Annotated in this window: 20 protein-coding genes; 4 read left to right on the top strand and 16 right to left on the bottom strand. The window is 63.4% G+C overall.

Going from position 1 to position 21,455, the window contains the following annotated elements; genetic code table 11:
* Positions 1–30: 30 nt before the first annotated feature.
* The 6 genes from ACIPZ5_RS11355 to ACIPZ5_RS11330 all read right to left on the bottom strand — a co-directional run bounded on the left by ACIPZ5_RS11355 (position 31) and on the right by ACIPZ5_RS11330 (position 7,787).
* Entirely contained in the window at positions 31–579 is a 549-nt protein-coding gene (locus ACIPZ5_RS11355; RefSeq protein WP_343597527.1) for a phosphonate degradation HD-domain oxygenase, read from the bottom strand.
* Positions 580–596: 17 nt separating this feature from the next.
* The gene (locus ACIPZ5_RS11350) at positions 597–1,622 is read right to left on the bottom strand and encodes a putative 2-aminoethylphosphonate ABC transporter substrate-binding protein (protein WP_343597525.1); all 1,026 of its coding nucleotides are present in this window, start codon (positions 1,620–1,622) and stop codon (positions 597–599) included.
* A 30-nt stretch (positions 1,623–1,652) separates the two neighbouring features.
* Positions 1,653–3,377, bottom strand: coding sequence for a putative 2-aminoethylphosphonate ABC transporter permease subunit (locus ACIPZ5_RS11345; RefSeq protein WP_400808671.1), 1,725 nt, complete (start codon positions 3,375–3,377; stop codon positions 1,653–1,655).
* A 1-nt stretch (position 3,378) separates the two neighbouring features.
* Positions 3,379–4,437, bottom strand: coding sequence for a putative 2-aminoethylphosphonate ABC transporter ATP-binding protein (locus tag ACIPZ5_RS11340; RefSeq protein ID WP_400808669.1), 1,059 nt, complete (start codon positions 4,435–4,437; stop codon positions 3,379–3,381).
* Between the two features lie 218 nt (positions 4,438–4,655).
* Positions 4,656–5,525, bottom strand: coding sequence for a LysR family transcriptional regulator (locus tag ACIPZ5_RS11335; protein ID WP_343597520.1), 870 nt, complete (start codon positions 5,523–5,525; stop codon positions 4,656–4,658).
* 9 nt (positions 5,526–5,534) lie between these two features.
* Positions 5,535–7,787 carry a heavy metal translocating P-type ATPase gene (locus tag ACIPZ5_RS11330; protein WP_400808667.1) on the bottom strand — a complete coding sequence of 751 codons (2,253 nt, stop codon included), beginning with the start codon at positions 7,785–7,787 and terminating at the stop codon, positions 5,535–5,537.
* An 83-nt stretch (positions 7,788–7,870) separates the two neighbouring features.
* On the opposite strand from ACIPZ5_RS11330, the gene cadR reads away from it, so the two are divergent.
* Positions 7,871–8,314 (top strand): cadmium resistance transcriptional regulator CadR, encoded by a 444-nt coding sequence (gene cadR / locus ACIPZ5_RS11325; protein ID WP_261942282.1) that lies wholly within the window; start codon positions 7,871–7,873, stop codon positions 8,312–8,314.
* Between the two features lie 118 nt (positions 8,315–8,432).
* Here cadR and ACIPZ5_RS11320 read toward each other — a convergent pair whose 3' ends face one another.
* Genes ACIPZ5_RS11320 through ACIPZ5_RS11310 form a run of 3 tightly spaced genes read right to left on the bottom strand, consistent with a single transcriptional unit; the run spans position 8,433 to position 11,061 of the window.
* Positions 8,433–9,404 (bottom strand): thymidylate synthase, encoded by a 972-nt coding sequence (locus tag ACIPZ5_RS11320; protein ID WP_313711710.1) that lies wholly within the window; start codon positions 9,402–9,404, stop codon positions 8,433–8,435.
* 51 nt (positions 9,405–9,455) lie between these two features.
* Positions 9,456–10,262 (bottom strand): prolipoprotein diacylglyceryl transferase, encoded by an 807-nt coding sequence (gene lgt / locus ACIPZ5_RS11315; RefSeq protein ID WP_079230092.1) that lies wholly within the window; start codon positions 10,260–10,262, stop codon positions 9,456–9,458.
* 16 nt (positions 10,263–10,278) lie between these two features.
* Positions 10,279–11,061, bottom strand: a complete 783-nt coding sequence (locus ACIPZ5_RS11310; RefSeq protein WP_343597512.1) for a sulfite exporter TauE/SafE family protein — start codon at positions 11,059–11,061, stop codon at positions 10,279–10,281.
* Between the two features lie 129 nt (positions 11,062–11,190).
* Here ACIPZ5_RS11310 and ACIPZ5_RS11305 point away from each other — a divergent pair, with 129 nt between their 5' ends.
* Complete coding sequence (locus ACIPZ5_RS11305; RefSeq protein ID WP_343597510.1) at positions 11,191–11,937, top strand: NRDE family protein; 747 nt, start codon at positions 11,191–11,193, stop codon at positions 11,935–11,937.
* A 53-nt stretch (positions 11,938–11,990) separates the two neighbouring features.
* Here ACIPZ5_RS11305 and ptsP read toward each other — a convergent pair whose 3' ends face one another.
* Both ptsP and ACIPZ5_RS11295 read right to left on the bottom strand, forming a co-directional pair.
* Positions 11,991–14,270 carry a phosphoenolpyruvate--protein phosphotransferase gene (ptsP, locus tag ACIPZ5_RS11300; RefSeq protein ID WP_343597508.1) on the bottom strand — a complete coding sequence of 760 codons (2,280 nt, stop codon included), beginning with the start codon at positions 14,268–14,270 and terminating at the stop codon, positions 11,991–11,993.
* Between the two features lie 22 nt (positions 14,271–14,292).
* Positions 14,293–14,772, bottom strand: a complete 480-nt coding sequence (locus ACIPZ5_RS11295; RefSeq protein WP_003249017.1) for an RNA pyrophosphohydrolase — start codon at positions 14,770–14,772, stop codon at positions 14,293–14,295.
* A 141-nt stretch (positions 14,773–14,913) separates the two neighbouring features.
* Between ACIPZ5_RS11295 and ACIPZ5_RS11290 the strand changes: the two genes are divergently transcribed.
* Positions 14,914–15,570, top strand: coding sequence for an HAD family hydrolase (locus ACIPZ5_RS11290; protein ID WP_400808662.1), 657 nt, complete (start codon positions 14,914–14,916; stop codon positions 15,568–15,570).
* Positions 15,571–15,693: 123 nt separating this feature from the next.
* Here the strand turns inward: ACIPZ5_RS11290 and ACIPZ5_RS11285 are convergent, their stop codons facing one another.
* Positions 15,694–16,119: a DUF2269 domain-containing protein gene (locus tag ACIPZ5_RS11285; RefSeq protein WP_343597503.1), complete on the bottom strand. Its 426-nt coding sequence runs from the start codon at positions 16,117–16,119 to the stop codon at positions 15,694–15,696.
* A 149-nt stretch (positions 16,120–16,268) separates the two neighbouring features.
* Entirely contained in the window at positions 16,269–17,783 is a 1,515-nt protein-coding gene (gene ilvA, locus ACIPZ5_RS11280; protein ID WP_085676351.1) for a threonine ammonia-lyase, biosynthetic, read from the bottom strand.
* Positions 17,784–17,916: 133 nt separating this feature from the next.
* On the opposite strand from ilvA, the gene rpiA reads away from it, so the two are divergent.
* On the top strand, positions 17,917–18,591 hold the full coding sequence (gene rpiA / locus ACIPZ5_RS11275; protein ID WP_060485716.1) for a ribose-5-phosphate isomerase RpiA: 675 nt from the start codon (positions 17,917–17,919) through the stop codon (positions 18,589–18,591).
* A 106-nt stretch (positions 18,592–18,697) separates the two neighbouring features.
* On the opposite strand, the gene ACIPZ5_RS11270 is transcribed toward rpiA, so the two are convergent.
* The 3 genes from ACIPZ5_RS11270 to ACIPZ5_RS11260 form a co-directional block, all read right to left on the bottom strand.
* Positions 18,698–19,600 carry an SdiA-regulated domain-containing protein gene (locus ACIPZ5_RS11270; protein ID WP_343597500.1) on the bottom strand — a complete coding sequence of 301 codons (903 nt, stop codon included), beginning with the start codon at positions 19,598–19,600 and terminating at the stop codon, positions 18,698–18,700.
* An 81-nt stretch (positions 19,601–19,681) separates the two neighbouring features.
* On the bottom strand, positions 19,682–20,605 hold the full coding sequence (locus ACIPZ5_RS11265) for an SdiA-regulated domain-containing protein (protein ID WP_400808660.1): 924 nt from the start codon (positions 20,603–20,605) through the stop codon (positions 19,682–19,684).
* Positions 20,606–20,788: 183 nt separating this feature from the next.
* Complete coding sequence (locus ACIPZ5_RS11260) at positions 20,789–21,454, bottom strand: fumarylacetoacetate hydrolase family protein (protein ID WP_027920927.1); 666 nt, start codon at positions 21,452–21,454, stop codon at positions 20,789–20,791.
* Position 21,455 lies beyond the last annotated feature (1 nt).

Raw genomic sequence — 21,455 nt, 5'->3', positions numbered from 1 at the left:
TACCCGCGAAAGGGCCGGTACAGGCATCATTCAGAGCAAGGCCAGTGCCTTATCCTTCAGCGTCCCAAGATCCATCACCGGTACCCCAACCTCCTTGGCCATCTCGTCCCATTCGCGCATCCGCAAGCTCACTGCGAACAGCGGATCCCGCTCGAACGCATCCGCCTCGGCCACGCTCATCACACCCCCTTGGTACTCCAGGGTGCGCCGGCTCGCCTCGCTCAACCGCTGGTAATACCCCGGCTGGCGCAAGGTCAGGTAGCGCTTGGCTTCCACGTGATACTGCACCAGCCGCGCCATGCGCTCGCCGAAGCCACAACGGCGCAGGTATTCGGCACCGATGCGCTCATGGCTGACCACGCCATAGCCCCCCATGCTGGCGTCACCGCCGCACAGGTGGCCGATGTCGTGGAAGAATGCCGCCAGTACCACTTCATCGTCGAAGCCCTCAGCCATGGCCAGTTGCGCAGCCTGGGACATGTGTTCGAGCTGATTGATGGCTTCGCCGATGTAGTCGTCGCTGCCATGCTGCTCATACAAGGAGAACAGCGTGTCGATGGTCTGGGTTGGCGTGGGCATGAGCTTCACTCCCGGGCTTATTGTTGCGCCACCTTCTCCGACTTGCCGTCATAGCGCTTGCGCCATTCGCTGAGGATCTCATCGCGGTGCTTCGAGGCCCAGGCAAAGTCGTTCTTGATCAGGCGCTGTTCATAATCGGCCGGCAATTCGGTCTGCGGCTTGGCGATACCTGGCGCGGCCAGTACGGCAAAGTTGTCCTTGTACAGTTCCATGGCCGCCGGGCTTGCCGAAAAATCAGCCAGGCGCTTGGCCGCGTCAGCCTTCGGCGAACCCTTGATCACGGCGGTCGCCTCGATCTCCCAGCCCAGGCCTTCCTTCGGCAGCACGATCTCCAGCGGCGCACCCTGGCGCTTGAGCTGCACGGCCGGGTACTCGAACGAGATGCCGATCGGGAACTCGCCCGCCGCCGCCAGCTTGCACGGCTTGGAGCCAGAGTGCACGTACTGGCCGATGTTCTGGTGCAAAGCGTCCATGTAAGCCCAGCCCTGAGACTCGCCGAAGGTCTGCAGCCAGGCGCTGACGTCGAGGAAGCCGGTGCCGGACGAGGCCGGGTTGGGCATGACGATCTTGCCTTTGTATTCCGGCTTGGTCAGGTCCTGCCAGCTCAGCGGCTTGCTCAGGCCCTGTTTCTCGGCTTCAACGGTGTTGAAGCAGAGGGTCGCGGCCCACACATCCATGCCGACCCAGGCGGGCGGGTTGGCGGCGTCGCGGTAGTTCGCCGAGATCTTGCCCAGGTCTTTCGGCGCGTAGGCTTCGAGCATGCCGTTCTGGTCGAGGATGGCCAGGCTGGAGGCGGCCAGGCCCCAGACTGCGTCAGCCTGCGGGCGGTCCTTTTCGGCCAGCAGCTTGGCGGTGATGATGCCGGTGGAGTCACGCACCCACTTGATCTCGATGTCCGGGTTGGCCTTTTCGAAGGCCTGTTTGTAGCTCTTGAGCTGCTCGGCTTCCAGGGCGGTGTACACGGTCAGCTGGGTGGCGGCGGCCGAAGCCTGCAGGCTGAAGACGGCGGATACGGCAGCGGCAAGTGCAAGGGGCTTGAACATGATGCGTTTCCTATCAGTGTGGGCAGTCGGTCAATGGCCGGAGGCGCGCTGGCGCCAGGCCTGGGAGCGGCGCAGCAGGCCGCGGGAAGCAGCGGCCAGCAGCAGCGAGGCGGCGGCGCTGGTCAGCAGGATCAGGGTCGACATGGCGGCGGCGCCGCCAACGTTGCCGGCATCGTCCATGTTCAACACAGCAACGGCGGCGAGGATGGTGTCGGGGCTGTAGAGGAAGATCGCCGCCGACACCGTGGTCATCGCCGAGACGAACAGGTAGCGAATGATGTCCAGCAGCGCCGGCAGGCAGATCGGCACGGTGACCCGCACGAAGTGCTTGTACAGCGGCGCCTTGAGCGACAACGCGGCGGCCTCGAACTCGCCGTCGAGCTGGCGCAGCGCGGTGGCAGCGGTCATCTGTGCGGTGGTCAGGTAGTGGGCGATGGTGCACAGCACCAGCAGCGCCATGCCGCCATAGAACACGTGCAACGGGTTGCCATTGAGGTTGAAGAAGAACACGTAGCCCAGGCCGAGCACCAACCCAGGCACCGCCATTGGGATGAAGCTGAGCAGACGCAGGGCTTGGTTGAGCAGGCGCTGGCCTTGGGTTTTCTCCATCAGGTAGGCACCGGTGAAGATCACGATGCTGCCGATCAGCGCGGTGCACAGGGCCATGGTCACGCTGTTGCGGTAGGCCAGCCAGCCGCCACCGGCGGTGTCGTCGAACAGGTAGTGCTTGAACGACAGGGTCAGGTTGTACGGCCAGAACGTCACCAGCGACGAGTACACCGCCATGCCAATCACTACCAGCAGCGCCGCGCAGACCAGTAGCACAATGGCCAGGAAGCAGGCATCACGGCAACGTGACGGGGTGGGCTCGAACACCTGGGCACGGCCGCTCATCGCCTGGCCCTGGCGCCGACGCAGCCAGGCATCGACGCCGAAGCTGAACAACGCTGGCAGCAACAGCACCATGCCGATCAGCGCGCCACGGCCGAACTGCTGCTGGCCGACCACCGCCTTGTAGGCTTCCAGCGCCAGTACCTGATAGTCGCCGCCGACCACGACCGGCACGCCGAAGTCGGTGATGGTCAAGGTGAATACCAGGCAGAACGCAGCGAACAGCGACTGACGCGTGGCTGGCCAGGTGATGCTGCAAAACGCCCGCCACGGCCCGGCACCCATGCTCGACGCGGCGTCGAACAGCCGCGCGTCAGCCAGCGACAGCGCCGAGAGCAGGATCATCAGCGCATGGGGGAAGGTGTAGATGGCCTCGCCGAGCACGATGCCCCAGAAGCCATAGATGTTGTCGCTGAACAGGCTGCGCAGCAGGCCTTGGTTGCCGAACAGATAGACCAGGGCAATTGCCGGGAGCATCGACGGCGCCAGCAGCGGCAGCAACGAGATGCCCCGCCACAGGCCTTTGGCCGGGATCAGCGTGCGCTGCAAGGCGTAGGCGAACAGGTAAGCCAGCGGCACCACGAGCACCGCCACGGTGCAGGCCATCGCCAGGCTGTTGCCGAGCAACCAGTGGAAGTTTGCGCTGGCAAACAGCTCGCGGGCGGCCAGCAAGCCACCGCCCTGGCCGGTTTCACCGCTGAAGCCTTTCCAGAAAATGGCCAGCAACGGCATCACCACGGCCAGCAGCAGCAGAACCAGCAGCAGGCTCTTGCCACCGACGACGAACAGGCGGTCACCCAGGGCGACGTCGCCGCGTGGTGCAGGCTTGGTCTGGGTCAGCGGCTGGGACATTGGCGCGGGCATCTCAGGCAAACACCTGCAGACTCTGCGGTGGCAGCGCCACCCAGATATCCTGCGAGCCCAAGCGCGGCATGGCCTCAGGCGCCAGTTCGGCGAGCAGGGCATGGCCGGGCAGGGCCTTGAGCTCGAAGCTCATGCGGCAGCGGTTGCCGAGGAAGGTAATTTCACGAACCTTGGCGGGGAACAGGTTTTCCTCATGCACCAATGGGTTCACGGCGATTGCCTCCGGGCGGCAGAACAGTCGGCCGCTGCGGGCAGTACCCGCGTTGGTCGCCAGGCGCATGCTCATGGCGCCGACCTGGGCATGGCTCTCGCTGCTGCGCTGGAACGGCAGCCAGTTGCCTTGACCGACGAACTCGGCGACGAACGGCGTGGCGGGCTGGTCGTAGATCTCCTGCGCAGTGGCGTATTGCTCCACCTGACCGTTGTTCATCACCGCGATGCGGTCGGCCATGAGCATGGCTTCGTCCTGGTTGTGGGTGACCATCAGCGTGGTGATGCCCAGCTTTCGCTGCAGCTGGCGCAGCTCGGTGCACAGGTGCTCACGCACCCGGGCATCCAGCGCCGACATCGGTTCGTCGAGCAGCAGCAGCGACGGCGACGGCGCCAGCGCACGGGCCAGGGCCACGCGTTGCTGCTGACCGCCGGACAGCTGGCCGGGGTATTTCTTTTCGCTACCCGACAGGCCAACCAGTTCGAGCATTTCTGCCACACGTTGACGGCTCTGGTCGCGGCTGCTGCCGGTCAGGCCGTAGGCGATGTTGGCTTCGACGGAAAGGTTGGGAAACAACGCATAGGACTGGAACAGGATGCCGTAGTCACGGGCCTGGGGCGGCAATTCGGAGATGTCGCGCTCACCGATGTACAGCGTGCCACGGTCCTGGCGTTCGAGTCCGGCGATGCAGCGCAACAGGGTGGTCTTGCCGCAACCGGACGGGCCGAGCAGGCAGACCAGCTCGCCAGCGGCGATGTCCAGAGACACATCGTTGAGCGCCGTGAAGGCACCGAAACGCTTGTGGATACCGCGCACTTTCATCTGTGCGCCTGGGGTTGCGTGGTTCATGGCAAGGCCTCATCGAACAAGTGAGGGCCATGCTAGGCGGGCTGTGCGAAGGTTCTGTGGCTTTCAGGCAAAAGACGCTGATAGTGGTATAGGCAGATTTTGTAGTGGCCTTCAGGCCCCCTTCGCGGGTAAACCCGCTCCCACAGGATCTCTTTAGCGCTTGAAGCCTGCGCGGTACCTGTGGGAGCGGGTTTACCCGCGAAGAAACCAACAATGATTTAGAGGTGCGAACCCACCACTTCCTGCGCCACACCCAGGAAAGCCGCCGGCAACCGGGCCTGGCGCCGTTCCTTCAGGCAATACAGGTACTCATGCATCACCGGCGCATTCTCCAACGCCAGCACCCTCAGTTCGGGGTTGTGCGGCACCTCATGGCGGGCAATAACGCTGATGCCGATGTTGCGCAGCACCGCCTCGCGGATCGACTCGCGGCTGCCAATTTCCAGTAACGCCCCGGCCTTGACCCCGGCATCCAGCATCATCTGCTCGGTCAGCTTGCGCGTGGTAGAGCCCTTTTCGCGCATCAGCAGGCAATGCTCCGCCACCACATCAATGCCTACCGCCTGGCGATGGGCCAGCGGATGATTACGGTGCACCGCCACCACCAGCGGGTCAATGCCGAGCACCCGCCGTACCAGCCGCGCATCCTCCAACAGCTGCGACGAGGCGGCGATATCCACCCGATAGTCCTCGAGCATCTCCAGCACCTGCTGCGAGTTGCCGATCTCCACCGCCACTTCGACCTGGGGCAGGCGCTCGCGAAAGATCTTCACCAGGTCGAGGATGTAGTACGGCGCAGTGGCGGCAATGCGCAAGCTGCCCTGGGCCTGGCCGCTGTTGCGCAACTCGAACTCGATGTCGGCCTCCTGCTGCAGCAGCGCCTTGACCATCGGCAGCAGGCGCACGCCCTCTTCGCTCAACACCAGGCGCCGGCCACCGCGGTAGAACAGCTCCACCGCATAGTGGCTTTCCAGGTTGCGAATCTGCGTGGTCACCGTCGGCTGGCTGAGCCCGAGCTTCTTCGCCGCCAGGGTGATGCTGCCCTGACGGGCCACCATGTAGAAGGCTTTGAGCTCGGCACTCAGCATTGCAGGACCTCATTTGCGCAACAGACGCAGACCGTTGAACACCACCAGCAGGCTCACGCCCATATCGGCGAACACCGCCATCCACATGGTGGCCATGCCGGCAAAGGTGATCGCCAGGAATATCGCCTTGATGCCCAGCGCCAGAACGATGTTCTGCGTCAGGATCGCCGCACTTTGGCGCGACAGCCTGACGAACGCAGGGATTTTGCGCAAGTCGTCGTCCATCAGCGCCACGTCGGCGGTCTCGATCGCCGTGTCGGTACCCGCTGCCGCCATGGCGAAGCCGATTTCGGCACGGGCCAGGGCTGGCGCGTCGTTGATGCCATCTCCGACCATACCCACCCGGTGCCCTTCGGCGTACAGCTGCTCGATGCTCTGCAGCTTGTCGGCCGGCAGCAGATTGCCTTCGGCGCGGTCGATACCCACCTGCGCGGCGATGGCCTGGGCGGTGTGCGGATTGTCGCCGGTCAACATGACGGTCTTGATGCCCAGCGCGTGCAATTCGGCGATCGCCTGGCGGCTGCTGTCCTTGACTGTGTCGGCCACGGCGAACAGTGCCAACGGCCCTGAACGGTCGAGCAGCAGGACGACGGTCTTGCCCTGGCGCTCCAGCGTATCCAGCTGTGCTTCGAGCGCGGCCGAGCACAGGCCCAACTCCTCGACCAGCCGGTGGTTGCCCAGGTGGTAGGTTTCGCCGTCGATATCACCGCGCACGCCGCGGCCGGCCAGGGCAGCGAATTCGCTGACCTCGCTCAGCGGCAAGTTCTGTGCCTTGGCGAATTGGGCGATGGCGCCCGACACCGGGTGATCGGAACGGTCGGCCAGGCTTGCTGCCAGCGCCTGGGCCCGGCTCTCGAACAGGGGCTCAAGCACCTTGGCATCGGTTTGCACCGGTTTGCCGTGGGTGATGGTGCCGGTCTTGTCCAGGGCCAGGAAATCCAGCTTGCGCCCGCCTTCCAGGTAGACCCCGCCCTTGATCAGGATGCCCTTGCGCGCCGCAGTAGCCAAACCGCTGACAATGGTCACCGGGGTCGAGATGACCAGCGCACAGGGGCAGGCAACCACCAGCAGCACCAGCGCACGGTACACCCAGTCGAACCAGGCACCTGCCATGAACAACGGCGGGATCAGCGCCACTGCCAGGGCCACGGCGAACACCACTGGGGTGTAGATGCGTGAGAACTGATCGACGAAACGCTGGGTAGGCGCACGCGCCCCTTGTGCCTCTTCGACGGCCTTGATGATGCGCGCCAGGGTCGACTGCCCGGCGGCTGCCGTCACGCGGTACTCCAAGGCACCGGCCTGGTTGATGGTACCGGCGAACAACTTATCGCCAATTGCCTTTTCCACTGGCAGGCTTTCGCCGGTGATCGGCGCCTGATCGACGCTGGATTGCCCACTGATCACTTGGCCATCCAGGCCGATGCGTTCGCCCGGTCGCACCCGTACCAGGGCGCCGATTGCCACCTCACGCACCTCCATCTCACGCCACTGGCCATCGGTCTGCTGCACCGTGGCCATGTCCGGAGCCAGCTGCATCAACCCACCGATGGCATTGCGTGCACGGTCCAGCGAGCGCGCCTCGATCAGTTCGGCGACGGTGAACAGCACCATGACCATGGCTGCTTCCGGCCACTGGCCAATCAGCACGGCGCCGGTCACGGCAATGCTCATCAGTGCATTGATGTTGAGGTTACGGTTCTTCAGGGCGATCCAGCCCTTCTTGTAGGTACCCAGGCCGCAACCGAGGATTGCCGCCAGCGCGAGCGCGGCAACAACCCACTCCGGCGCGAGGTTGGCGAAGTGCACGATTTCAGCGGTGATCGCGGCGATACCCGACAGGGCCAGCGGCCACCAGCGAGTCTGATGCGGCCGTGCTGCAAGGGTGCTCCCGTCGTCCTCTGCGGCCAGTGGCTCGGCCTTCATGCCCAGGCTGTCGATGGCGCGCTCGATTTCACCCGTGCCGCTCAAGGTATGGCGTACACCGAGCACCCGATTGATCAGGTTGAATTCCAGCTGCTCGATGCCCGCCAACTTGCCCAGCTTGTCCTGGATCAGGGTCTGCTCGGTAGGGCAGTCCATGGCGTCGATGCGAAAGCGGCTGAGTCGAGCATGGCTGCTAGCCTTCTCGCTCAGTTGCACCAGAGCGGGCGTGGCGCTGGAGCCACAGCAGCTGTGACCGTGGACGGCATGGCCATGGTGTTCATCGCCATGGGCATGATCATGTGAATGCTTGTGTTCGTGGCTGACAGGCTGGTTCATGGGGTCATCCTTAAATTGAGCCTGTTGCCAAGTGAACACCCTGTAGCCACTATAGGGTCAAGCCACTTGCTGGAGATTTCGTCATGAAGATCGGAGAACTGGCCAAAGCCACCGATTGCGCCGTGGAGACCATCCGTTATTACGAGCGTGAACAACTGCTGCCGGAGCCAGCCCGGACCGAGGGCAACTACCGGCAGTACACCCAGGCCCACGTCGAGCGGCTGACCTTCATCCGCAACTGCCGAACCCTGGACATGACCCTGGACGAGATCCGCAGCCTGCTACGCCTGCGCGACAGCCCCGACGACGCATGCGGCAGCGTCAATGCACTGATCGACGAGCATATCGAGCATGTGCAGGCGCGGATCGATGGGTTGGTGGCGTTGCAGGAGCAGCTGGTGGAGCTGCGGCGACGCTGCAATGCGCAGGGGGCGGAATGCGCGATCTTGCAGCAACTGGAAACGAACGGGGCGGTTTCCGTGCCGGAAACCGAGCATTCCCATGTAGGCCGAAGCCACGGGCATTGAGCCGAAATCATTCGTGGGCAAGCCCGCTCCCACAGGGATCACCACAAGCCTGAGATTGTGATGTACCTGTGGGAGCGGGCTTGCCCGCGAAAAGGCCAGCTCAGGCAAACCTGAACTATCAGACGGCCATCGGTGCGGTCATAGGCGCATGGTGCTCATAGCCTTCGAGGCTGAAATCGCTCGGCTCGATCTTCTCCAGCCACTCCGGCTCGTACTTGCCGGTCTTGGCAAACTCCGGCACACGGTCACTGATCACCAGCTTCGGCGCTTCCAGCGGCTCGCGCTTGAGCTGCTCGTTGAGCATGTCCAGGTGATTCTCATACACATGGGCATCGCCGATGAAGTAGGTGAACCAGCGCGGGGTATAGCCGGTCAGGCGGCCGAACAGCGACAGCAGCGCCGCGCCCTCGGTGAGGTTGAACGGCGTGCCCAGGCCCAGGTCGTTGGAGCGGATGTAGAGGGTCAGGGAAATCTCCTTGGTCTCGACATTCGGGTGGAACTGGTACAGCAGGTGACAAGGCGGCAGGGCCATTTCGTCGAGCTGGGCGCAGTTCCAGCCATGGAACAGGATGCGCCGGCTGCCTGGGTCGTTGGCGATGGTGTCCAGGCACTGGCGCACCTGGTCTATGGCTTTGTACAGGATGGCGAACGCCACGCCGTCCTCTTCGTCCTGGGCGATGCGGCGGAAGCCTGCCTTCTCGGCCATTTCGATGGCCGCCGGGTTGCTCAGCGGGATGCGCTTGTAGCCCGGCCACTGGCGCCATTGCACGCCGTAGATCTCACCCAGGTCGTCATGCCCCTGGCGGAACGGGTTGGCCAGCCACTGGGCGTTCTCGTTGGCGTTCTGGTCCCAGACCTTGCAGCCCAGCTCACGGAACTCACCGGCGTTCTTCACGCCACGCAGGAAGCCGACCATCTCGCCAATCGCCGACTTGAATGCCAGCTTGCGCGTGGTGATGGCCGGAAAGCCCTTCTGCAGGTCGAAACGCAGCATGGCGCCCGGCAGGCTGATGGTGCGGATGCCGGTGCGATTGCCTTGCAGCGTACCGTTCTCGATAACGTCGCGGACCAGGTCCAGATACTGTTTCATGGCTTACCTGTAACAAAAACGGCAGGGGGATCACCCCTGCCGTGGGAATAATCAGGCGGGTTTCGCCGTGGGTTTGCGATTATAAGCCCACCAGATCAGGCCAAGGCCAGCCAGGATCATCGGCACGCAGAGAATCTGACCCATGGTCAGCCAGCCCCAGGCGATGTAACCGAGCTGCGCGTCCGGCACACGGACGAATTCAACGATGAAGCGGAAGATGCCGTAGAACAGCGCAAACATGCCGGAAACCGCCATGGTTGGCCGCGGCTTACGCGAGAACAGCCAGAGGATGACGAACAACGCCACGCCTTCAAGGGCAAACTGGTAAAGCTGCGACGGGTGGCGCGGCAGCTGGGCCGGGTCGCTGAACGGCGGGAAGATCATCGCCCAAGGCACATCGGTAGGCTTGCCCCACAGCTCGGCGTTGATGAAGTTGCCGATACGCCCGGCACCCAGACCGATCGGCACCAGCGGCGCGACGAAGTCCATCAGCTCGAAGAACGACTTGTTGTTGCGCTTGCCGAACCAGAGCGCGGCCAGCATCACACCGATGAAGCCACCGTGGAACGACATGCCACCCTTCCACACTTCGAAGATCAGCGTCGGGTTGGCCAGGTAGGCATGCAGGTCATAGAACAGCACGTAACCCAGGCGCCCACCGACGATGACGCCCATCGACAGCCAGAACACCAGGTCGGAGAGTTTCTCGCGGGTCCAGGTCGGGTCGAAGCGGTTGAGCCGGCGCGAGGCCAGCAGCCAGGCGCCGCCGATGCCGACCAGGTACATCAGGCCGTACCAGTGGATTTTCAGTGGCCCGAGGGCTACGGCCACGGGGTCTATCTGCGGGTAAGGCAGCATGGAACTTCCTCTTGATTCAAATCAGAAAGCTGAGGCCGACGCAGAACAGCAAGGCTGCGAACAGGCGTTTCAACAGGCGTGGCGACAGCTTGTGCGCCAGACGCGCGCCGAAGCGCGCGAAAAACATGCTGGTCACGGCAATGCCAACCAGCGCCGGCAGGTAGACGAAACCCAGGCTGTGGGGCGGCAGGTGTTGCTCATGCCAGCCCAGCAGCATGAAGCTCAGGGCACTGGCCAGGGCGATCGGCAGACCACAGGCCGAAGAGGTCGCCACGGCCCTTTGCATCGGCAAACCCCGCCAGGTAAGGAACGGCACGGTCAGCGAGCCGCCGCCGATGCCGAAGATTGCCGAGGCCCAGCCGATCACCCCGCCGGCGCCGATCAATGCCGGCTTGCCAGGGATGTCATGGCTGGCCTTGGGCTTGAGGTCCAGGGCCATCTGCGCGGCGATGATCAGGGCGAAAACGCCGATGATCTTCTGCAACTGCGGACCCTGGATCAGGGAAGCGGTCTTGGCCCCGATGCCTGCGCCAATGAGGATGCCGAGGGTCATCCAGGCGAAGATAGGCCACTGCACCGCACCCTTGCGGTGGTGTTCGAGCACGGCGTTGATCGAGGTGAAGACGATGGTCGCCAGCGAGGTACCGACAGCAAGGTGGGTCAGCACCGACGCGTCGAAACCTTGCAGGGTGAAGCTGAACACCAGCACCGGCACGATGATGATGCCGCCGCCCACGCCGAACAGCCCAGCCAGCACACCAGCGCAGGCGCCCAACAGCAGATAGAGCACGAATTCCATTCGTCTTCCCCGAGAAAACAATCCGGCATGGTAACGGAAGCTGGGCTCGTGGCTCTAGTGAACTCTGTGACAGGATGGATCGACACCCATGCAGTGGGTACAGTGGGCAAAAACACAGAGGTCCAACCGATGTGCCTGATCGTATTCGCCTGGCGGCCAGGGCATGCCCTGCCGCTGATCGTCGCGGCCAACCGTGACGAGTTCTATGCCCGGCCGACCCAGGCACTGGCAGCCTGGGACGATGCCCCGGGGGTGCATGCCGGGCGCGACCTGGAGGCCGGTGGCACCTGGCTTGGCGTCGGCCCGCAGGGGCGCTTCGCGGCGCTGACCAACATTCGCGACCCTGGGCAGGCGCTGGGGCCACGCTCGCGGGGCGAATTGGTAGCGGCATATCTGCAGGGTGAACTGGGGGTGGAGGCCTACCTCGACCAGGTGGCCAGCCGCAGTGGGCAGTACTCAGGCTTCAACCTGTTGGTGGGAGATGGCCGCCAGCTGGGCTACCTGCATGCCCGGGACGTGGCGCCGCGCTTGCTGGAGGCCGGGGTGTACGGGCTTTCCAATGCCGGGCTGGATACGCCATGGCCGAAGCTGGTGAAAGCACGCACGGGGTTACAGGGGCTGCTGGACATGGCCGACCCCCAGCAATTGCTGGCGTTGCTGGCGGATAACGAGCCGGCAGCAGACGCTGAGCTACCAGAGACCGGCGTGGGGGTGGCGACCGAGAAGTTGCTGTCGAGCGTGTTCATTGCCAGCCAGAACTATGGCACGCGGGCGAGCACCGTATTGATCGTGGATGATCGAGGGAGAAGGCGGCTGGTGGAGCGCAGTTTCGGGCCCTTTGGCGGGCATCTGGGGGAAATCAGCCTGGAAGTGTGATGTTGTTTGCACCGGCCTCTTCGCGGGCTTGCCCGCGAAGAAGCCAACGCTGATCAAAGGGTTTTGTTCGCCCCTGGACCGATCATGCGCGCCAGCCCGAGGTTCTTCAGGGCCAGTTGCAATGAGCTGTGGATAACCTGCGGGTTGTCGTGGTTCAAGGCTTCGACCAGCAACTCCTTGGCCTTGCTCATGTTCACCTGGCGCAGCATCCACTTCACCTTCGGCAGGTTGGTGGCGTTCATCGACAGGCTGTCAAAGCCCATGGCCATCAACAGGATTGCCGCCGCCGGGTCACCGGCCATCTCGCCGCAGATGCTCACTGGTTTGCCTTCGCCATGGGCATCACGCACCACGGTATTGAGCGCCTGCAGCACTGCCGGGTGCAGGTAATCGTAAAGGTCGGCGACCCGCGGGTTGTTGCGGTCCACTGCCAGCAGGTACTGGGTCAGGTCGTTGGAACCGACCGAGAGGAAGTCCACCTGCCGCGCCAGCTCCTTGGTCTGGTAAACCGCCGCCGGGATTTCCACCATCACGCCCACCGGCGGCATCGGCACATCTGTGCCTTCGTCACGCACCTCGCCCCAGGCACGGTGGATCAGGTGCAGTGCTTCTTCCAGCTCGTGAATGCCGGAAATCATCGGCAGCAGAATGCGCAGGTTGTTCAGGCCCTCGCTGGCCTTGAGCATGGCACGGGTCTGGACCAGGAAGATTTCCGGGTGGTCGAGGGTGACGCGGATGCCGCGCCAGCCAAGGAACGGGTTTTCTTCCTTGATCGGGAAGTACGACAGCGCCTTGTCACCACCAATATCGAGGGTGCGCATGGTCACCGGCAGCGGGTGGAAGGCCGCCAGCTGCTCACGGTAGATCGCCAACTGCTCCTTTTCGCTGGGGAAGCGCTGGTTGATCATGAACGGTACTTCGGTACGGTACAGGCCAACGCCCTCGGCACCGCGCTGCTGGGCACGCGCCACATCGGCGAGCAGGCCGGTGTTGACCCACAGCGGCATGCGGTGGCCATCAGGAGTGACACACGGCAGCTCGCGCAGGGCGTCGAGGCCCTGGGCCAGTTGACGTTCTTCCTCGACCACTTCGCTGTATTGCTTGCGCAGTACGTCGCTGGGGTTGGTAAACACCTCGCCCTTGTAGCCGTCGACGATCATCTCGATGCCATCGACCTTGGAATACGGCAGGTCGACCAGGCCCATCACCGTCGGAATGCCCATGGCGCGGGCGAGGATGGCGACGTGGGAGTTGCCCGAACCCAATACCGAGACCAGGCCTGCCAGCTTGCCTTCCGGCACTTCACCGAGCATCGCCGGGGTCAGTTCTTCACTGACCAGGATGGTGTTGTCGGCATACACCAGCGACTGCGAGCGGGCTTCCTGCAGATAGGCCAGCAGACGCCGGCCAAGGTCCTTCACGTCCGAGGCGCGCTCGCGCAGGTAATCGTCGTCCATCAGTTCGAAGCGGTTGACGTGCTCGCCAACCACCTGGCGCAAGGCGCCCTGGGCCCACTGGCCAGTCTTGATGACCTCGATCACCTCACCACCGAGGGCGGCGTCTTCGAGCATCATCAGGTACACGTCGAACAACGCGCGCTCTTCCGGGCGCAGCTGGGTGGCCAGCTTGGCCGACAGCTTGCGCATGTCTTCGCGCACGCCTTCGAGGGCGTTCTGGAACAGCTTCAGCTCGGCGTCGATGTCATCGACGGTCTTGTCCGGCACCACTTCCAGGTCGGCTGGCGGCAGCATGACCACGGCCCGCCCGACAGCGGCGCCCGGCGAGCCCGGCACGCCGACGAAGCGGGCTTCCTGAATGCCTTTGCCCTGGCGGCCCAGGCCACGGATCGAGCCGGTGGCTTCGGCGTGGGCGATAACCCCGGCGAGCTGGGCGCTCATGGTGACGAGGAAGGCTTCTTCGCCTTCATCGAACTGGCGGCGCTCCTTCTGCTGGATGACCAGTACCCCGACCACGCGACGGTGGTGGATGATCGGCGCACCGAGGAAGGAGGCGAATTTCTCCTCACCGGTTTCGGCAAAGTAGCGATAGCGCGGGTGATCGGCGGCGTTTTCCAGGTTCAGCGGCTCTTCCCGGGTACCGACCAGGCCGACCAGGCCTTCGTTGGGGGCCATGCTGACCTTGCCGATGGAGCGCTTGTTCAGGCCTTCGGTAGCCATCAGCACGAAGCGGTTGGTTTCCGGGTCGAGCAGGTACACCGAGCAGACTTGGCTGCCCATGGCCTCCTTGACGCGCAAGACAATGATCCCCAACGCCGTCTTGAGATCTTTGGCGGAGTTCACTTCCTGGACGATCTTGCGCAGCGTATTGAGCATGGCTCGGGGTCGAACTCCGTCGTCAGTCGCGCGTCAGCAGACGCGGTGCAAGCTCTTTCAGGGCGCGGCGGTAGACTTCACGCTTGAACGTCACCACCTGGCCCAGCGGGTACCAATAGCTGACCCAGCGCCAGCCGTCGAATTCCGGCTTGCCGGTCAGGTCCATCCGCACCCGTTGTTCATTGCTCACCAGGCGCAGTAAAAACCACTTTTGCTTCTGGCCGATACACAGCGGTTGGCTGTGGGTGCGGACCAGCCGCTGGGGTAAACGATAACGCAACCAGCCGCGGGTGCAGGCAAGAATTTCCACATCGTCGCGTTCAAGGCCAACTTCTTCGTTCAGCTCGCGGTACAGGGCATCTTCCGGCGTCTCGTCAGGGTTGATGCCACCCTGCGGGAATTGCCAGGCATCCTGGTTGATCCGTCGAGCCCATAGCACCTGCCCGGCATCATTCGTCAGAATGATCCCAACATTGGGGCGAAAACCATCCGGGTCGATCACGGCAGCAACCTCGCAAACGCATGTCACCGCATTGTTCCACAAAGCCTGCGAGCGCAGCAACGCGCCCGCCAAGCTTATGTGCAGTGCGGTGAAAACTCCGTATTCTGCGGGCCTACCCTGTGGCTGAGACGAGTGACCGCGATGCGCCTGGCTTTATTCGACCTGGACAATACCCTCCTCGGTGGTGACAGTGACCACGCCTGGGGTGACTACCTGTGCGAACGGGGCATTCTCGACCCGGTCGCGTACAAGAAACGCAACGATGCTTTCTACCAGGACTACCTGAACGGCACCCTGGACCTGCAGGCCTACCTGGCCTTTTCCATGGAGATCCTGGCCGCCACCGAGCCGGCCCAGCTCGACGAATGGCACCGCGACTTCATGCGTGACTGCATCGAGCCGATCATCCTGCCCAAGGCCCTGGCGTTGCTGCAGCAGCACCGCGAGGCTGGCGACCAGCTGGTGATCATCACGGCCACCAACCGCTTCGTCACCGCGCCCATCGCCCGGCGCCTGGGTGTGCGGGTGCTGCTGGCAACCGAATGCGAGACCCAGGACGGCCGCTATACCGGGCGTAGTACCGATATAGCGTGTTTCCGTGAAGGCAAGGTGACGCGGCTGGAGCGCTGGATGCTGGAGAACGGCCTTGATCTCGAGGACAGCTATTTCTATAGCGACTCGATGAATGACCTACCGTTGCTGGAGCGGGTAACGCATGCGGTGGCGGTGGACCCGGACCCGAATCTGCGGGCCGAGGCCGAGAAGCGCGGCTGGCCGGTGATTTCTCTCAGGGATTGAGCATTCCTGTTCCGGCCTCTTCGCGGGTTAAACCTACAGGAATATCACTGCCCTTCAGAGCACCGCAGTACCTGTGGGAGCGGGTTCACCCGCGAAGAGGCCGGCTTTGGTAAAACAGGGCTTTCAGACTGGCTTGGCGCCCATGAGCCCGGCAATGGACAGGAAGCACACCCCACTGAACACAGCCAGCACCAGGGTAAACCGCAGCCCCACCACTTCAGCCTTGCGCAGCCGGTTCAGCCGCACCAGCAGCCACCAGCCGGCAAACGCGCCAAGCGTATAGATGACGCTGGACGCCAGCACCCAGGTCTGCCCCAGCGGCCAGCCCACCAGGTGCACCAGCCACCAGCCGGTGAACGGCATGCTCACCAGGCACACCCCCATCAGCAGCCAGACGAACACCAGCGGCCGGCGCAGCAGCTTGGCATAGGCCTCGGCATCACCCTGGCGACGAGCGCGCACGGTCCAGATTGCCAGACCGAGGGCGCCCAGCAGCAACAGCGCGGTGGCGATGATGTGCAGGATCTTGAGTGTGGTCAGGTGTTCCATTTCCCAGTTGTCCTTCAGCAGGCCATTTTTTCGTTAGCCTCTTCGCGGGCAAGCCCGCTCCCACAGGTACTGCGCAGGCTCTGAATTGCTCGGAGCGCCTGTGGGTGCGGGCTTGCCCACGAAAAGGCCATCAGCCCTAGCTTAGCTTCTCAGCCCAGGAACAGCTTGTACGCCGGGTTATCGGTCTCGTCCCAATACGGGTAGCCGATCTTGGCCAGCGCCGCTGGCACCAGGTGGCGCTCATCCTCCGGCACCTGCAGGCCAGCGACCACACGCCCGTCAGCCGCACCGTGGTTGCGGTAGTGGAACATCGAGATATTCCAGCGCCCGCCCAGCTTGGTGAGGAAGTTGAACAACGCCCCCGGCCGCTCGGGGAACTCGAAGCGCAGCACGATCTCGTCGCTGGCGCCCGCCGAATGGCCACCGACCATATGGCGGATGTGCAGCTTGGCCAGTTCGTTGTCGGTAAGGTCGGTCACCGGGAAGCCCTGATCGATCAGGTGCTGCACCAGCGCCGCACGCGGGTCGTTTTCCGGGTGGGTCTGCACGCCGACAAAGATGTGCGCCTCATCGGACGTGTGCTTGCGGTAGTTGAATTCGGTGATCTGGCGCTTGCCGATGGCCTCGCAGAAAGCCTTGAAGCTACCCGGGCGCTCAGGGATGGTCACGGCGATGATGGCTTCGCGCTTCTCGCCCAGCTCGGCGCGCTCGGCGACATGGCGCAGGCGGTCGAAGTTGACGTTGGCGCCCGAGTCGATGGCAACCAGGGTCTGCCCGGTCACGCCCTTGAGCTCGACATACTTCTTGATGCCCGCGACACCCAGCGCACCAGCAGGTTCGGTGATCGAGCGGGTATCGTCGTAGATATCCTTGATTGCCGCACAGATCTCGTCGGTACTTACCGTCACCACCTCATCCACATGGTGGCGGCAGATGTCGAAGGTGTGCTGGCCGATCTGCGCCACCGCCACACCATCAGCGAACAGCCCGACCTGCGGCAGCACCACGCGCTCGCCAGCCGCCATCGCTGCTTGCAGGCAGTTGGAGTCGTCCGGCTCGACACCAATCACCTTGATTTCCGGGCGCAGGTATTTCACATAGGCCGCGATACCGGCAATCAGGCCACCGCCGCCCACCGGAACGAAGATCGCGTCCAGCTGGCCCGGGTGCTGACGGAGAATTTCCATCGCCACGGTGCCCTGGCCGGCGATGGTGTGCGGGTCGTCGTAGGGGTGGATATAGACGAAGCCTTTCTCGTCGACCAGTTTCAGCGAGTAGGCCAGCGCTTCGGGGAACGAATCGCCATGCAGCACCACCTTGCCGCCGCGCGAGCGCACACCTTCGACCTTGATCTCCGGGGTGGTCTTGGGCATCACGATGGTGGCTTTGATGCCCAGCTCGCGGGCCGCCAGGGCCACGCCCTGGGCATGGTTGCCGGCCGAGGCGGTGACCACGCCACGGGCCAGCTCTTCCTGGGTCAACTGCGCCAGCTTGTTGTACGCCCCTCGGATCTTGAACGAGAACACCGGCTGCAAGTCTTCGCGCTTGAGCAAGATCTGGTTGCCCAGGCGCTTGCTCAGTTGCCCGGCGCTCTGCAACGGGGTTTCGACAGCGACGTCGTAGACGCGCGAGGTGAGGATCTTCTTGACGTACTGTTCGAGCATCGGAAAGCATCACTGGCCGCGGGACAAGGGCTGCGAGTCTACCCCAGCGCTGCGTCGGGCGACCACAGCAAAGCCGCCCGAGCCGTTATACTAGGCTTCTTTCATTACCGCCCTGCCCCTTTCCGGAGCCCGCATGACCCAGGACCAACTCAAACAGGCCGTCGCACAGGCCGCTGTCGACTTCATTCTGCCGAAGCTGGATGAAAAGAGCGTCGTCGGCGTCGGCACCGGTTCGACCGCCAACTTCTTCATTGACGCCCTGGCCCAGCACAAGACCGCCTTCGATGGCGCGGTCGCCAGCTCCGAGGCCACTGCCCAGCGTCTGAAGGGCCATGGTATCCCGGTCTACGAGCTGAATAGCGTCAGCGAGCTGGAGTTCTATGTCGACGGCGCCGACGAAAGCGACGCACACCTGAACCTGATCAAGGGCGGTGGCGCGGCCCTGACCCGCGAGAAGATCGTCGCGGCCGTGGCCAAGACCTTCATCTGCATCGCCGACGGCAGCAAGCTGGTGCCCGTGCTGGGTGCCTTCCCGCTGCCGGTCGAGGTCATTCCGATGGCCCGCAGCCACGTGGCGCGTCAGCTGGTGAAACTGGGCGGCGACCCGGTGTACCGGGAAGGCGTGGTGACCGACAACGGCAACGTGATCCTCGATGTGCACAACCTGCAGATCACCAACCCGGTGGAGCTGGAAGCACAGATCAACGCCATCGTCGGCGTGGTGACCAACGGCCTGTTCGCGGCGCGCCCTGCCGACCTGCTGCTGCTGGGTACCGCTGAAGGCGTGAAGACCCTCAAGGCCGAGTAAAGGTATTCGCGGGTAAACCCGCTTCCACCAGGGACTCCACAAGCCTCGCAATCTGTGGAGAACCCTGTGGCAACGGGTTTACCCGCGAAGTGGCCATCACAGGCAATCAATCTGCCTGCTGCTTGAACACATAAAAGAGGTTCGGCTCGCTGACCAGATAGAGGGTCCCTGCCTCATCCATCGCAATCCCCTCCGCCTGTGGCACCGTTGCCTTCAACCCCTGATACCCCTTGCGCAGCGACAAGGTGCTCAGCGGCTTCCCCTCGACATCCAGCTCCAGCACCAGCCGCGACTCATCGGAAAGCGCCAGCAGGTGCCCACTGCGCTCATCGAACTGCAAGCTCGACAGGTCGCGCACGAACAGCCGCGCGTCGCGCTTGCGGTCCTGCACCACATGCACCGCATAAGGCTGGTCCGGATTCTGATGCGGGAAACCACGTACTTCATAGATCAGCATCGGGTCGCGCTCCTTGGCCACGAACAGGCGCTGGCCCGCCGAGTCGTAGGCCAGCCCCTCGAACCCCTTGTTGCCATTGAGGCCGATGCCCAGGCTCAGTTGCTCGGCATCCGCTGCGTCGAGAAACAGTGTGTCATCGTCCAGGCGCACACGAATCAGCCGCTGCTGGCGCTCATCGGTAATCACATAGTTGTTGGGCCCGACATATTCGATGGCCTCTGGGTCACCGAAGCCGGTCAGTGGCACCCGGCGCAGGATGCGACCATCCAGTGACAGCTCGATCAGTTCCGAACGGGCATTGGTAACGGTGAAAAGCGTCTTGCGGTCGGGGTCGTAGGTCAGTGCCGAAAGGTCGTCGTCCAGCCCTTCGACCGGCTGCGCCTCTACCACCACCTGGTAGCGATCGAGGCCCATGCCTTGCTCAGCCGGCTGCCACCAGGTCTTGAGGTTGAACCAGCCACGCTCGAACAGGCGATATTCCTGCCCAGCCAAACCCAAGAACAGCAGCCCGACAAAAGCCAGGAACAGCGGCGGACGAACAAAGCGACGCATAACAACAGACTCGACATGAAGGAGGCGAATCCAAGCATGGCAAACTGAAGTGAAACTTAATGTCCGAACGGGCTGATAGAGCTACTGGCTTTTCTTGAAGCGATAGAACAGGTTCGGCTCGCTGACCATGTACAGGTTGCCCTGATCGTCCATGGCAACGCCTTCGGCACGCGGGATGGTGTGCTCCAGACCGTTGAAGCCACCCAGCAAGGTCATGAAGCTGACCTGTTGGCCTTGCTCGTCAAGCTCCAGCAGCATGTTGGAGTCGGCCGACAGCACCAGCAGATGCCCGGTGCGCGGATCTACCCCCAGGGCCGACAGGTTGCGCAGGTCGAGCTCGTCGCTGACCAGTGCCTGCTTGTCATCTTTGAGCGGGCTGCGCCCGTCGCTGCTCCAGGTGTACAGCTTCGGCGGCCGCTCCTCGCCGATTACCAGACGCTGACGCATCGGGTCCCAGGCCACGCCTTCGAAGCCCTTGTTGCGCTTCACCGACTCGCCCAGGTCGTGGCTCTGGAAGTCCGCGTGGTTCAGCGAGGTGGTTTGTGCGTCCACCTTGACCACGGTCAGGTCGTGCAGGCGTTCATCAGTGATCGCCACATTGCCATCTTCCATCACGGCGACGCCTTCCGGGTTGCTCCAGCCTACCAGTGGAATCTTGCGCAGCACGTCGCCGTCGAGGCTGAGCTCGACCAGGAACGGGTTTTTGCCCATCACCGCGAACAGTGTGCGGGTACGCGGGTTGAAGGCAACGTCCGAGGCTTCGTCATCTTCCATACCCGGCAACACCTTGGCGTCGATATCGACCTGATAGTCCGGCAGCCACACGCTCTCGCTGCGCTCGGCGCTGGTTTCGAAGCTTTCCTTGACCCACAGCATGCCGCGGTCATCCCAGTGCATGGCAACCGCCACGCCGTAACCGATCACCGCTGCAACGGCCAGGCCGAAGGGCCAGCGCAAGTAGAAGCGGCGCTTGGGGGATGCGGGGGCGCTGGTGGATGCTGGCATGCAAAAGTCCTGGGGAAATGGGCGAAGATCCGCGCATTATCCGGATCAGGTGTGAAAAATCGGTAAACCGCGTCGCCTGCTTCGCGGGTAAACCCGCTCCCACAGCAACCTCACAAGGCTTGAGGCTTATGATTTTCCTGTGGGAGCGGGTTTACTCGCGAAGAAGGCCAGCGCGGTATCGGCTCAGAGCACCCGGCTCTCGAAACGGCAGACGCCCGGCAGCTCCAGCACCAGCTCGTCACCAACATTGAATGGACCGACACCGGCCGGGGTGCCGGTCAGGATCACATCCCCCGCCTGCAGCGAGAAATGCGCCGCCATGTACTGGATGATCGGCACGATCGGGTTGAGCATCATCGCGCTGTTGCCGTCCTGGCGCACTTCGCCATTGATGGTCAGGCGCACCGGAATGTCGGTCACGTCTTCAAAGGATGCAGCGGAAACGAACGGTGGCAGCACGCAAGCGCCATCAAAGCTCTTGCACAGCTCCCAGGGCAGGCCCTTTTCCTTGAGCTTGGCCTGCACGTCGCGCAGGGTCAGGTCCAGCGCCGGGGCGTAACCGGAGATGGCATCCAGCACCTCTTCCTCGGAGGCACTGGACGACAGCGGCTTGCCCAGCAGCACGGCAATTTCGGCCTCGTAGTGAACCGAGCCACGGTCGGTCGGGATCTTGAACCCGCCCTCCAGCGGCACCACGCAACTGCCCGGCTTGATGAACAGCAGCGGCTCGGAAGGAATGGGGTTGTCCAGTTCCTTGGCGTGTTCGGCATAGTTGCGGCCGATGCACACCACCTTGCCCAGCGGGAAATGAATGCGCGTACCGTCTACGTACTGGTGCTGGTAACTCATG

Origin of the sequence: Pseudomonas sp. NPDC089428 (assembly GCF_044749325.1) — a bacterium.
Taxonomy (GTDB): Bacteria; Pseudomonadota; Gammaproteobacteria; order Pseudomonadales; family Pseudomonadaceae; genus Aquipseudomonas.
This window is presented reverse-complemented; position numbering and strand designations above follow the sequence as displayed.

Bases quoted from the DNA above. Each gene is read 5' to 3' on its own strand.
- ACIPZ5_RS11320 (WP_313711710.1), bottom strand. From the start codon at position 9,404: ATGAAACAGTATCTGGACCTGGTCCGCGACGTTATCGAGAACGGTACG.
- ACIPZ5_RS11265 (WP_400808660.1), bottom strand. From the start codon at position 20,605: ATGCCAGCATCCACCAGCGCCCCCGCATCCCCCAAGCGCCGCTTCTAC.
- ACIPZ5_RS11270 (WP_343597500.1), bottom strand. From the start codon at position 19,600: ATGCGTCGCTTTGTTCGTCCGCCGCTGTTCCTGGCTTTTGTCGGGCTG.
- ACIPZ5_RS11330 (WP_400808667.1), bottom strand. From the start codon at position 7,787: ATGAACCAGCCTGTCAGCCACGAACACAAGCATTCACATGATCATGCC.
- ACIPZ5_RS11335 (WP_343597520.1), bottom strand. From the start codon at position 5,525: ATGCTGAGTGCCGAGCTCAAAGCCTTCTACATGGTGGCCCGTCAGGGC.
- ACIPZ5_RS11260 (WP_027920927.1), bottom strand. From the start codon at position 21,454: ATGAGTTACCAGCACCAGTACGTAGACGGTACGCGCATTCATTTCCCG.
- ACIPZ5_RS11355 (WP_343597527.1), bottom strand. From the start codon at position 579: ATGCCCACGCCAACCCAGACCATCGACACGCTGTTCTCCTTGTATGAG.
- ACIPZ5_RS11290 (WP_400808662.1), top strand. From the start codon at position 14,914: ATGCGCCTGGCTTTATTCGACCTGGACAATACCCTCCTCGGTGGTGAC.
- ACIPZ5_RS11285 (WP_343597503.1), bottom strand. From the start codon at position 16,119: ATGGAACACCTGACCACACTCAAGATCCTGCACATCATCGCCACCGCG.
- ACIPZ5_RS11350 (WP_343597525.1), bottom strand. From the start codon at position 1,622: ATGTTCAAGCCCCTTGCACTTGCCGCTGCCGTATCCGCCGTCTTCAGC.
- ACIPZ5_RS11345 (WP_400808671.1), bottom strand. From the start codon at position 3,377: ATGCCCGCGCCAATGTCCCAGCCGCTGACCCAGACCAAGCCTGCACCA.
- lgt (WP_079230092.1), bottom strand. From the start codon at position 10,262: ATGCTGCCTTACCCGCAGATAGACCCCGTGGCCGTAGCCCTCGGGCCA.
- ACIPZ5_RS11340 (WP_400808669.1), bottom strand. From the start codon at position 4,437: ATGAACCACGCAACCCCAGGCGCACAGATGAAAGTGCGCGGTATCCAC.
- rpiA (WP_060485716.1), top strand. From the start codon at position 17,917: ATGACCCAGGACCAACTCAAACAGGCCGTCGCACAGGCCGCTGTCGAC.
- ptsP (WP_343597508.1), bottom strand. From the start codon at position 14,270: ATGCTCAATACGCTGCGCAAGATCGTCCAGGAAGTGAACTCCGCCAAA.
- ilvA (WP_085676351.1), bottom strand. From the start codon at position 17,783: ATGCTCGAACAGTACGTCAAGAAGATCCTCACCTCGCGCGTCTACGAC.
- cadR (WP_261942282.1), top strand. From the start codon at position 7,871: ATGAAGATCGGAGAACTGGCCAAAGCCACCGATTGCGCCGTGGAGACC.
- ACIPZ5_RS11305 (WP_343597510.1), top strand. From the start codon at position 11,191: ATGTGCCTGATCGTATTCGCCTGGCGGCCAGGGCATGCCCTGCCGCTG.
- ACIPZ5_RS11310 (WP_343597512.1), bottom strand. From the start codon at position 11,061: ATGGAATTCGTGCTCTATCTGCTGTTGGGCGCCTGCGCTGGTGTGCTG.